The organism is Pelosinus sp. UFO1 (genome assembly GCF_000725345.1).
Lineage (GTDB): Bacteria > Bacillota > Negativicutes > DSM-13327 > DSM-13327 > Pelosinus.
Genome location: NZ_CP008852.1, coordinates 3,937,382 through 3,949,023 on the forward strand (window position 1 = coordinate 3,937,382; position 11,642 = coordinate 3,949,023).

The window sequence follows — 11,642 nt, forward strand, 5'->3', positions numbered from 1 at the left end:
CAAATTATATAAATTTAAACTGTATCTGATAACTAAAATGAGCCCTTGCAAAAAGCAAGGGCTCATTCTAGCACTAATCTAAAACCGTACACAAAACTAGGATTCCAAGAATTCATATATATTCAATTTTTAACTATTCTAGCTAAACTTTAGGAGGAACGAACAATTTATTTTTCACTGAGCGTCTTTAGTCTTGGTCCCATCAACCGTTTATAAGCTTCCACACCAGGCTGATCAAAGGCATCTACATTGGCTAATTCCCCTTCATAGGCTACAGATAACGCTAACAAATACAGCAGCTCACCCAAGTGATAGGCATTAAGCTTTGGCAAGACAAAGTTTGCATTAAAACGATCATCGCTAAGTAGAGCGTCAGCATTCGCAGCTCGGGCCACCTCTAATGCTTGACTCAAATGCAAGGTGGATATTTCCGAAAGTTTAGGAGCACTAGGAAATACATCAGGAATAACAGCATCCTTATCCCACTGAGCAACCTGTAAAAACTGCACTACTTTATTTCTTTTACCATCTTGATGCTGCTGGGTCTGGGCATGCATATCAGTTGTCCCTACTGCCACAATAGGTGTCCTACCATAAAACACTTCTTTGCCTTCCCTGTCTGTCCGTTTACCAAGAGATTCTGCGAGTAACTGAACATACCACTCCGCCACTGATTTCAAATAATCAGCATAGGGCATAAACACTTCAATATCACGACCATATTTTTCTGCCGCAATAAACTTTAGCACTGCATTTAGCATTGCTGGATTTTCATATATATCTGGATTCTGGCAAACTACATCCATGTCTCGTGCGCCTGATAAGAATTCATCAATATCTAACCCTACACAAGCAGCCGTTACTAGACCCACCTCGGAAAAAATACTGAATCGGCCGCCCACACCATCAGGTACACTAAAGGTAGGCCAACCCTTTTCATCAGCCAGTTTTTTTAGTAATGTACTTTTTTCGCCCTCTGCTGGGTCAGTGACAGCCACTACTTCCACTTCAAGTATAGGTGCATGTTGGCGCAATGCCTCATAAATTACCATAAACGTAGACATGGTATCAAGAGTTCCGCCTGATTTTGAAATAACCACTAATGCCACTTTATACGGATTATTCTGCCCATCAATCGCTTTCAGCTGGGCTTCTGCTAACAAATGCTCAATCAGTTCAGCAGTGCGACGGGGATCAATATTATTACCGCTAAAATATAATTTAGGATAACCTTCCCGCTCAATTTTCGTCTTCGAATTCCAAAACTCACCACAATGGACATCAAACAATACCTTGTTACCAAGATAAGAGCCACCAATTCCAAAGGATACTACGGTATCTACTCGATTTTGCAAAGACTGACCAAAATCCTTAAGCTTAGCGATAGACTTGGGAGAATTCAGATTAGCTTCCTCCACATAAGGCAGTTGAGTAAACAGTACCCTCTCTGGCGTTGCATCTTTTGATAAATGGCCTCGTACCTCACCAGTGGCACGCATATGTTCTACCGCCTGATGAGCAAGTGTAATCTGTCCAGCCAAATCACTAACATCTCTCTCAGTTACTCGGCTCTCACCATACAGATTGGCATACTCAAAACTAAATCCAGATTTTAGTGTAATGGACGATTGATTGTTCTTAATATGACTCATCCCTTTCTTCTCCTATGCAACTTAACATCTAAACTACATAAAGAGTCCAAGCAGTGGGTTAGCGCCACCGCCGACTCTTACCAACTTACTATTTCTTCTTTTTATAGACGATTGCTACAATTCAACACATTTTTTATTTTATGTTGCACCATATTTTTAATGGCTTCACGGGCTGGTGTCAAGTATTGACGCGGGTCAAAATCCCCAGGATTTTTTACAAAATGTTCACGGATTGAAGCTGTCATCGCCAATCGTAAGTCAGTATCAATGTTAATTTTACATACTCCAAATTTACTAGCTTTGAGTAACATTTCTTCAGGTACACCTTGGGCGCCTGGAATGTGTCCACCATATTCATTGCATTTTGCCACAAATTCAGGTAAAACGGTCGATGCACCGTGGAGTACTAGTGGGTAACCAGGTAATAAATTGGAAATCTTTTCTAATCTTTCATAATCCAGGCTAGGATCGCCTTTGAACTTGTAAGCACCGTGGCTAGTTCCAATCGCAATAGCCAGAGAGTCACATCCTGTGCGCTCCACAAACTCTACTGCTTCATCAGGATCCGTATATGTAGCATCTTTAGCACTTACTTTTACAGCATCTTCAACACCGGCTAATTTGCCTAACTCGGCTTCGACGACTACACCGTGAGCGTGAGCATATTCTACAACTTTTTTGGTTAAAGCAATGTTTTCTTCAAAAGAATACTTTGATCCATCAATCATGACAGAGCTGAAACCACCATCAATACAAGACTTACAAATTTCAAAATCATCACCATGATCAAGGTGTAAGACTATAGGTAGACCAGAATCTTCGATTGCTGCCTCTACTAATTTAGTAAGATAGATATGTTTTGCATATTTACGAGCACCCGCAGATACCTGCAGAATAAGTGGAGCTTGTTCTAATTTGGCAGCATCAACAATCCCTTGAATAATTTCCATGTTGTTAACATTAAAAGCACCAACTGCATATTGTCCTTCATAGGCTTTTTTAAACATTTCTTTCGAACTGACTAGTGACATGATAATTCCTCCTCAATAATTTTAATAATATGGTAAGTTTTACGATTGGATCAACGGAAGTAACATTTTTTTCCCTAGTGAATTTATAATGCAAATTTCATGCCAATACACATCAAAAACATGTTCTTCATTTCGCAGTGAATAGATACTAGGATGCAGCGGGCATGCAAGGAGTATCTTTCAGTATTTTTCCACTTGTTTAAAACTAAAATAAAACAACTCATCGGTCAATCTGATGAGTTGTTTTATTTTTCCCTAAACCACTACTGTCTTGTATAGCTCTCCGAAGCCTACTAGTAAAATCTTATCGATGAGTATTTATTTATTCTTCAATAGTACTCATTCTGCTTTCCTAAGTAAAAGAAAGCAAAGCTTTCCCTCTATTCTAGTGTGGATGAAATGAATAAATAGCTAGGACCCATGTGCTTTCAAGAAAAGTCCAATTGCCAATCCAAAGCCAAGGATAATGATACAAATACGCAATCGCTTTTCATTCACCCGTTTTAGCGCATAAGCTCCTACTTGCCCACCTGCAATAGAAGCAATGGAAGCCACCATAACTTGCGTCCAGGCAACATCACTCGAAAAAAGAAAAATCAAAACAGCAGAAGCATTCATCACTCCACCCAACACATTTTTGGTCGCTCCTGCCTTGCGTACATCTAACCCTGCAATGGTCAAGGCCGCTAACATTAAGATGCCAATGCCACCACCAAAGTAACCTCCATAGATAGAGATAGCAAACTGTGCCATTATAGCCTTTAAAGGCCCTAATGGCTTAGAGTTTTCATGGATTTTACGAAAAAAACTCCCCCACAAGAATACAAGTGTAGCAAATAAAACTAACCAGGGTACTAGAAATTCAAAGACGGAAACAGGCGTTATTAATAGAAGAACAGCCCCCAAAACTCCACCAATCAGGCTAATAATAAACAAAGCCTTAAAGGATAATTGGGGTAAATCTGAAATATTTTTTCGTCCAGCAAAACCTGTTGTAATCTGCCCGGGGAAAAGTGCGACAGTGGATGTAATATTTGCGGCCCGTGCATCTAATCCTGTAAGCATCAATGCAGGAAAAGTAAGAAACGATCCTCCACCTGCTAAGGCATTTTGTACACCTGCACAAAATGCTGCAATAAAAAGAAGAACGAATGTTATCATATTTTAAAGTACCACCTTACCTATTTGTTTTAACAATTCTCCACCTCGTAACGTTCATAAAGCCAGTATTATCTTGAACTAGTCAACTTTTTTTACTTTCGTTAGACCATTATACATAAACTGCTAGTGAAATTACATTATTACTATAATTTACCTCCTTAAAATTGTCAAAATAGGATATTAGTACTATTAGTTCTTATGTTAATTAGCACGATAAGATTATGATAGAACTTTGCCTCTCAATTTTTTATTTTCACTAGAAAGGAGTTATATGGTAACTTATTAAAACAGCTAGTTCATGGTTTCTAAATAAAGCACTAATTTTTTTAGCAAAGGAAGCATCATTCATGCAAAATAAAATTCTGATTACAGTCCTTTTACTATTCGCTATTACTATGTTTCAGCCTACTTCCGCTCACGCAGGATTCTTCTTATTCAACATTGTTCGTGACATCTTCGGCGGTGGTCAGCACCATAATTCACCTCCCGCTAAACCCAATTCTTCAAATAGCAGCAACAGTTCTCTTATTAAGTTCGGCATGCAAAATAGCCAAGTCGCTGAAGTACAGCAATATCTAACCAAAGCCAAATATCTCAGTGGTAAATCAGATGGAATATTTGGCTATCAAACACTCCAAGCGGTTAAAATGTTTCAAAGAGATTCTGGGCTATCCGATGATGGTGTTGTTGGATCCAGAACAATGAATGCCTTAAAAAATTTTAAAGGTACTAAACCTAAACGTATCTCACCACCGTCTCAGAAACCATCCTATCATCCTCCACATGATAACGGCGTCCCCCACTACTTGTATGCCACACCCATGCTTGCAACTGCCTATACCCGTTACGACGAAGGTTCCACTGACTATACCTACCGAGGCACATACCTTCGCAGAGGATTGGTTGCCGTTGATCCAGACGTAATCCCCCTTGGCACAAAACTTTACATACCTGGATATGGCGAGGCAATTGCAGACGATATTGGGGGAGCGATTGTTGGAAACCGTGTTGATTTAGCAATGGACACGGTAGATGAAGCCTTTTCTTGGGGGAGACGTGATGTCACCGTATATGTTTTACCTAAAGGCTAATACTTCTTTTTGTCATCTAAAAGTCTAACAATAAATGAATAATCTAGAATTGGATGAGGTGAATAAAAACAGCTTTGATCTTACGAGCAAAGCTGTTTTTGTAAATTTCTATTACGGTCAATAGACCTTAGGCTTATTGACCTATTATCTTGCGAAGCCTTGGCCCTAGAATCAGGGCAACGATAAGACCGGCGCTTGACGTCATCAAGGAGCTAGGTATATTGGCAATCGCAGTAGCCAAGCTACCAGTCACATACCACCAAGCTAAAATATAACCTGCTAATGTCCATAATGCTGCTAAAACACAGGCAAAAAAAGCACGGATCATTAATTGAGCACCTGTCATTTTACTATTTCTACTTGCTTCAGGCCAAAGTCCTTTAGCAACGAAGCCAACGATCAATCCAGCAATTCCCTTAATAACAAAGGACCATAACGTATAAGGAGAAAAACCCATGACTATGTCATAAAAGGCCGAACCAATGGCTCCCGCTAATCCTGCATATACCCCGCCAAAGATGATTCCTGTTGTATATAAGAAGGCAGAACCGAGATGCACCATAGCGCCCACACCAAAGGGAACTTTAATGGTTGTGGCAATAGTACACATGGCAGCCAACATACCGACAAATACAATATCTCTCACATTTAATTTCCGTATTACATTCATTCTAAAACCTCCATATTTTATAATAGCTATCTTATTTTTCCCAAACCTCTCGGCAAAGCCAAGGCAATACTCTTTCCACTACTACCCCCTCACGAGTAGGAGTATCGGCTTGAAAGGTGGTTTTAATTGCAAGCCCAACGAAATTCACGGCTCGCTCCATAGCTACTGGCAAAGAATCTTTATGTAATAATGAACCAATCAGGACGCTAGAAAAAATATCTCCCGTTCCAGGATATTTCGCGGGTATGTGATCAGTTACAATATCAAAAAATATATCCTCTTTCTGATCATATCCGATGGTAAGAATCTTCCCATGTTCAAAGGGAATTCCAGTCATGACTACAGTAGTGGGGCCAAACTCAGCTAATCGTAGCAGCCATTTTTTCATTTGTGCTACATCACAAACTTGCCCTTGATAGGTTTCTCCTAATAAAAAACAGGCTTCTGTGTAATTAGGTGTCAGAATATCTGCCCTTTTTACTAATCTTTTCATTTGTTCCTGCATTTGTGGTGTATAAATAGAATATAATTTCCCATCATCTCCCATTACTGGATCTACCACCACAAGAGGATGATTTGAGGAAAACTCATCAATAAATTGCTGTACCACATCGATCTGTTCCTCAGAAGCAAGAAAACCACTATAAATACAATCAAAAGCTATGCCTTCTCTCTTCCAGTGATGAAAAAAATCGGGCATATGACTCGTAAAGTCATAAAACGCTAAGTCTGTAAAACCACCTAAATGAGTGCTTAATACAGCCGTTGGTAGAGGGCACACTTGAACCCCCATAGCAGATAATATAGGCATAATCACCGTTAAGGAGCAACGTCCAAAACAGGAAATATCATGAATAGCCGCTACCCTCGGCACAAAATTTTTCATATTGCTACTCCTCTCAAAAGCTACTATACTTTATTACTTATACTTTATAACGCATGCTTATCTTATAAACTTTACACTAAAAAACAGTATATCTTATTGAAAAAGGCTAGTCAACGAATGCTGCTTTATTGAGACGTACGAATATAACGTATATTGACTATCCTATTCTATACGTTATACTAACGACAGCTGCCGTTAGGTAATAAAATACACCAACTTTTATTACAATAGAATACGTAGAAGAGTATCATTTGGTCACGTGAATATTACGTTTATCAAGAAACACCCTTAATCTAAGAAAACTGTAATTATAAGCAGATAAGAAAAGACTTGGTTGCAGTATTGCAACCAAGTCTTTTATATGATAATGAGTTACCTATACATTTTGATGGTGAAGCACTATTATCGCTGGAACTGGATACAATACCCTAACTTCTCCATAATTAGATAGGCATCAAGCATGGTTACTTCTATCATAGATAATCCAGTTACCGCTATAATTGGTTGTTTTATAGGAAAGAACTTTCCATTAATAGCGACCATATACATATTTCTAGGTCGTTTTTGCGGTTCAATATTCCTCATGTTTTCTTCAATATCATTCATTGTAATATCAAATTCTTGGCTTTGTATTATAAATTTTGGCATAATCTACCTCATCACTTTACTAGAGTTTGTTGCAATTTTTCATCCTGTAAAATAGAATTGGGTTCCACCTTATACCAAGCTGCATACATAGTCGGTAATACTAATAATGTCAAAATCGTAGCACCAAATAAACCAGCAGCAATAGCTACTGCCATAGGTCCCCAAAACACACTTGACACCAAGGGAATCATCGCCAATATCGCGGCTGCCGCGGTTAATAAAATTGGCCGAAAGCGAATAATGGTTGCATTAATAATGGCATTCCACATAGATTCTCCACTCAGAAGCAGTTGTTCAATTTGGTCTATCAAGATAACAGAATTACGCATAATAATCCCTGATAAAGCTAATATGCCCATCTGTACAACAAAGCCCATGGGACTTCCCGTAAGTAATAGACCAGCCACTACCCCAATGATGCCAAGAGGTGCGGTTAATAAAGTTAATACCATCTTGGGTACATTTTGTAATTGAATCATCAAGAGAATCATAATAGCTCCTATCATCATAGGTACAGGTTCCGTCATGAATTTAGCAGCTTTTATACTATCTTCTAGTGATCCATCTAATTCAATGGTATAACCAAAAGGCAAATCACCACGTAACTCTTTCAGATTCTCATAAACCTCTTGTGCAACATTATTTCCCATATAGCCTGGATTTACTTCACCTTGCACAATAACCATGGACTTTAGACCTCGTCTCCAGAGAAGTCCATCTTCCGCATCATAACTTATCTTTGCAATCTGATCTACAGGAAGGTATTTTCCATTGCCGATATGTACATTTAAATCTTTAATGTGAGTAATGTCATTTCTATCTTGTGGCGCAACCCGAAATAACATACTGATGGTTCTATCTTGTACACGAAAATCTGCAATGGTCGCACCCGATAATTGAGTTTGTAGGGAGGTTGCTAATGAGTTAGTATCTATTCCCAACGTTCTTGCCTTGTCTTGATCAATCTCAAAATGCATGACTTTGCTCTTCTCATCCCAATTCAGGTTTACATTCTTTGCCCCTGGATGGGCAGCCATGGTGTCTCGCATCTTTTGCGCAATTTCTCTTACTTTTTCAGGATCATAACCTCGAACTCTTAACATAATAGGATAATCCGCAGAAGGACCATTGGCAATGACCTTGGTATGGCCCCTTACGCTGCTAAATTCTTCATTTATTATCTTATTAACTTTTTGTGCTAAAGCCTCGCGAGCCTTTGCATCTTTCGCAACTATAATAAACTCTGTAAAATTAGATTTATTAAAAGTTGGCTCAAAACTTAAGACAAAGCGTGGGGCCCCTTCCCCTACATGATACGTGTAATACTCAATATCAGAATCACCTTCGATGCTTTTGGAAAATTGGTCTGCAATGTCTTGTGTAGCTTGTAATGAAGCCCCCTCAGGCAACTTCATTTGAACAATTAACTCTGGCCGTGTTGAAGAAGGAAAAAATTCTTGCTTCACTAGGCCCAATAATGATACAGCACCAACAAAACATGCCACCGTCCCTATTAACACCTGTTTCCTATGGATTAAGCACCAAATTAAGATGTTTTTAAATACTCGATAAAACTTAGTGTCGTGTACATTGTGTTCTTCACCTTCAGCGCCTTTTGATTCCACCTTAATGAATAGATACCCTAATAAAGGGGTAACCGTACCCGCAGTGATCCAAGATAATAACAAGGACATAGCCACTACTGTGAAAATACTACCACAATACTCAGCGGCACTCCCTTTTGCAAAACCAACGGGAATAAACCCAGCGCAAGTTACTAAGGCACCAGTCAAGCGAGGATAGGCCGTTGCTGTATAGGCATAACAGGCAGCATTAAAACGTGTCCAGCCTTGTTCCATTTTGACGACCATCATTTCAATAGTGATAATGGCATCATCAACCAAGAGCCCTAAGGCAATAATAAGTGCACCTAAAGAGATTTTATGTAAATCAATTCCCATAAAATTCATAAAAGTAAAGACAGCGGCAATGACTAACGGAATACATAGAGCCACAATGACTCCTGAACGCATTCCTAAACTAAGGAAGCTTACCAATAATACAATGGCAACTGCCTCTCCTAAGGATTCTACAAATTCGTCGATGGATGTTTCTACTACTTTGGGCTGGTTAACAGTCTGATTCACTTCTAGACCTAGTGGCAATTCTTTTTTAACTTGTTCTATCGTACTCTTTAGATTTTCACCGAGAGTCAGTATATTGCCGCCAGGTTCCATTGCTAAGGCAATACCTATCGCTGGCTTTCCATTGAAAAACATTTTAGGATCAGCAGGTTCAGCATATCCTCTGCTTACTTTCGCAATGTCCCCTAACCGAAAGGTACGTCCATTCGCCTGAATCGGTACATTACGAACTGCCTCTATATCTTCAAACATCCCTGTAACCCTTACATAAACATTATCAGAAGTTGTTTCAAGCATCCCTCCAGAGGCCATAGCATTTTGCCCTTGTAACGTGGTGGCGATGATACTAGGATCAATTCCGAGTTGAGATAGTTTGCTATTTTCCACTTCAATATAAATTTTCTCTGTTTGCACCCCAAGGAGGGTAACCTTTTTAACACTAGGAGTATCCAAAAGCAGACGGCGAATTTTTTCTGCTTTTTCCCGCATTTCCTCATAAGAAAATCCATCACCAGTAAGGGTATATACCACACCATATACCTCATCAAATCGATCATTAAAGTTGGGATCCAAGGCACCTTGCGGAAGAGTGCCTTTCATATCATTAATCATATTGCGGGCTTCTAACCAGGTGGACCTAACATCCTTTTTAAGAACGGTGTCTTTTAAAATCACGTAGGTAATGGTTTGTCCTGGAGTTGAATAACTTTTTACATAATCAAGCCCAGGCAAATCCTGAAGCTTTTTTTCAATCTTATCTGTGACCTGTTCTTCCATTTGACGGGCTGTAGCTCCTGGCCAGGAAACCTGAACAATCATTTGCTTTATTGTAAAATCAGGATCCTCCATACGACCCAACTTATGGTATGATACAATCCCCATAATAAAAAACAATACGATAAAAAAATAAATAAATTGCTTATGGTTTAAAGACCATTCGGTAAGATTAAACTGTTTCATAAGGCACCACTAGCAATTCGAACTTTTTGTCCTTCTTTTAGCTTGTGCACTCCTGCTGTGACAATCTGATCTCCATTTTGAAGACCTTCAAGGACTTGTATTTTCCCATCACCAAACGCTCCTACTTTAACAGCACGTAACGTTACGGTATCATTATCAATCACCCACACTCCTGGAGTATTACCATTTTGATAAATCGCCGCTAACGGAATGTAAGTAGCCATTTGTTGATTGCTGCCTTTATTGATTACTGTTACCGTAGAAGTCATCCCAAGCTTTACTTCTTGAGGAGGATTCATCAAACTTACTCGTACTTTATAAGTGCGAGAGACTTTATCAGCCATAGGGGCAATTTCTCGAATCGTAGCATCTAAAGAAATCGCGGGTAATGCCCAGAAAGTAACCTTAAGCTGCTGGGCCTTCCGCAGTTCTTCAATACGATTTTCTGGAACATTGATTTCAACTTCTCGTTCCCCATCTTGCACGACCGTAATAACTGCTGCTCCAGAACTAATCACTTGCCCCACTTCTGCTGTAATGCTAGAAACAACACCTGGTTTATCTGCATATAACATACTATAATCCAGTTGATTCGAACCTTGTGAATATTGGGCTGAAGCCTGATGAGTAGCAGCCACTGCCACATCATAAGCATTTTCGTATTGATCTAACGTAGCACGGCTAACCGCATTTTGTTCATATAACTGACGATAGCGATTCAGATTACTTTCTGCCAGGCGTAATTGAGATCCGGCAGAATAAACTTGGGCTGAATTGCTGTTAACCGTTTGTTGAATATCCTTTGCATCAATTTGCATCAATACATCACCTGGTTTGACAATGCTTCCTAACTCAACGTTCCTTTTAATAATTTTTCCATTGACTTGAAAGGCTAATTGACTTTCATATCTTCCACGGACTTCCCCAGAATATAGAAATGTTTGTTCTGCTCCAGTGGTTCCTACAACTGCCGTCCGAACAAAAGGAATCTCCTCTGTAACAACTTTCGTCTGAGCATAGCCTTTCCAGATGAATCCTACCATAACACTTACTAATACGGCACCTGCAGCCAAACTCAAATATAACTTTTTCTTACCAAACTGCTTCATTCTCCCACTCCTATAAATTTAATACTGCTTTAAACAGGGGATCTCTTTAAAAATATAATTAAATGTTCATTTAAAATAAACATTTAATTATAGTATATTGGCAATAACCAATTTTGTCCATAGGTGGTTTTTAAATTTATCGATTTTTTATCCGATGACTAAACCGCTCTAAGACCCCCATCTTCATCTCGTTAACAGCCTGTAATATCCTGCCCTCTGGTCCGGATAACAGTCTGTAAACTCGAAGTAAGTTCGCTCTAAGGATTTTCGAATCCAAGGCTCACTTATCT

Annotated in this window: 9 protein-coding genes; 1 reads left to right on the forward strand and 8 read right to left on the reverse strand. The window is 39.2% G+C overall.

Features of this window, described 5'->3' with window-relative positions; all coding sequences use genetic code 11:
• Positions 1-167: 167 nt before the first annotated feature.
• The 3 genes from UFO1_RS18625 to UFO1_RS18635 form a co-directional block, all read right to left on the reverse strand.
• On the reverse strand, positions 168-1,652 hold the full coding sequence (locus UFO1_RS18625; protein WP_038673323.1) for a hypothetical protein: 1,485 nt from the start codon (positions 1,650-1,652) through the stop codon (positions 168-170).
• A 101-nt stretch (positions 1,653-1,753) separates the two neighbouring features.
• Complete coding sequence (fba, locus tag UFO1_RS18630) at positions 1,754-2,683, reverse strand: class II fructose-1,6-bisphosphate aldolase (protein ID WP_038673325.1); 930 nt, start codon at positions 2,681-2,683, stop codon at positions 1,754-1,756.
• 411 nt (positions 2,684-3,094) lie between these two features.
• The gene (locus UFO1_RS18635; protein WP_038673327.1) at positions 3,095-3,844 is read right to left on the reverse strand and encodes a sulfite exporter TauE/SafE family protein; all 750 of its coding nucleotides are present in this window, start codon (positions 3,842-3,844) and stop codon (positions 3,095-3,097) included.
• A 347-nt stretch (positions 3,845-4,191) separates the two neighbouring features.
• Here UFO1_RS18635 and UFO1_RS18640 point away from each other — a divergent pair, with 347 nt between their 5' ends.
• Positions 4,192-4,935: a 3D domain-containing protein gene (locus UFO1_RS18640; RefSeq protein ID WP_201771037.1), complete on the forward strand. Its 744-nt coding sequence runs from the start codon at positions 4,192-4,194 to the stop codon at positions 4,933-4,935.
• Positions 4,936-5,068: 133 nt separating this feature from the next.
• On the opposite strand, the gene UFO1_RS18645 is transcribed toward UFO1_RS18640, so the two are convergent.
• From UFO1_RS18645 to UFO1_RS18665, 5 genes are all read right to left on the reverse strand, one after another.
• Positions 5,069-5,605: an ECF transporter S component gene (locus UFO1_RS18645; RefSeq protein WP_038673329.1), complete on the reverse strand. Its 537-nt coding sequence runs from the start codon at positions 5,603-5,605 to the stop codon at positions 5,069-5,071.
• 31 nt (positions 5,606-5,636) lie between these two features.
• Positions 5,637-6,491, reverse strand: coding sequence for a pyridoxamine kinase (locus UFO1_RS18650; protein ID WP_038673331.1), 855 nt, complete (start codon positions 6,489-6,491; stop codon positions 5,637-5,639).
• Between the two features lie 402 nt (positions 6,492-6,893).
• Complete coding sequence (locus tag UFO1_RS18655) at positions 6,894-7,139, reverse strand: hypothetical protein (RefSeq protein WP_038673333.1); 246 nt, start codon at positions 7,137-7,139, stop codon at positions 6,894-6,896.
• An 11-nt stretch (positions 7,140-7,150) separates the two neighbouring features.
• On the reverse strand, positions 7,151-10,243 hold the full coding sequence (locus tag UFO1_RS18660) for an efflux RND transporter permease subunit (RefSeq protein WP_038673335.1): 3,093 nt from the start codon (positions 10,241-10,243) through the stop codon (positions 7,151-7,153).
• On the reverse strand, positions 10,240-11,352 hold the full coding sequence (locus UFO1_RS18665; RefSeq protein WP_038673337.1) for an efflux RND transporter periplasmic adaptor subunit: 1,113 nt from the start codon (positions 11,350-11,352) through the stop codon (positions 10,240-10,242). The genes UFO1_RS18660 and UFO1_RS18665 overlap by 4 nt, the downstream gene beginning before the upstream one ends.
• Between the last annotated feature and the right edge of the window lie 290 nt (positions 11,353-11,642).

What these genes read in the sequence shown, in the direction of transcription:
- UFO1_RS18625 (WP_038673323.1), bottom strand. Translation starts at nt 1,652, where the DNA reads ATGAGTCATATTAAGAACAATCAATCGTCCATTACACTAAAATCTGGA.
- fba (WP_038673325.1), bottom strand. Translation starts at nt 2,683, where the DNA reads ATGTCACTAGTCAGTTCGAAAGAAATGTTTAAAAAAGCCTATGAAGGA.
- UFO1_RS18635 (WP_038673327.1), bottom strand. Translation starts at nt 3,844, where the DNA reads ATGATAACATTCGTTCTTCTTTTTATTGCAGCATTTTGTGCAGGTGTA.
- UFO1_RS18640 (WP_201771037.1), top strand. Translation starts at nt 4,192, where the DNA reads ATGCAAAATAAAATTCTGATTACAGTCCTTTTACTATTCGCTATTACT.
- UFO1_RS18645 (WP_038673329.1), bottom strand. Translation starts at nt 5,605, where the DNA reads ATGAATGTAATACGGAAATTAAATGTGAGAGATATTGTATTTGTCGGT.
- UFO1_RS18650 (WP_038673331.1), bottom strand. Translation starts at nt 6,491, where the DNA reads ATGAAAAATTTTGTGCCGAGGGTAGCGGCTATTCATGATATTTCCTGT.
- UFO1_RS18655 (WP_038673333.1), bottom strand. Translation starts at nt 7,139, where the DNA reads ATGCCAAAATTTATAATACAAAGCCAAGAATTTGATATTACAATGAAT.
- UFO1_RS18660 (WP_038673335.1), bottom strand. Translation starts at nt 10,243, where the DNA reads ATGAAACAGTTTAATCTTACCGAATGGTCTTTAAACCATAAGCAATTT.
- UFO1_RS18665 (WP_038673337.1), bottom strand. Translation starts at nt 11,352, where the DNA reads ATGAAGCAGTTTGGTAAGAAAAAGTTATATTTGAGTTTGGCTGCAGGT.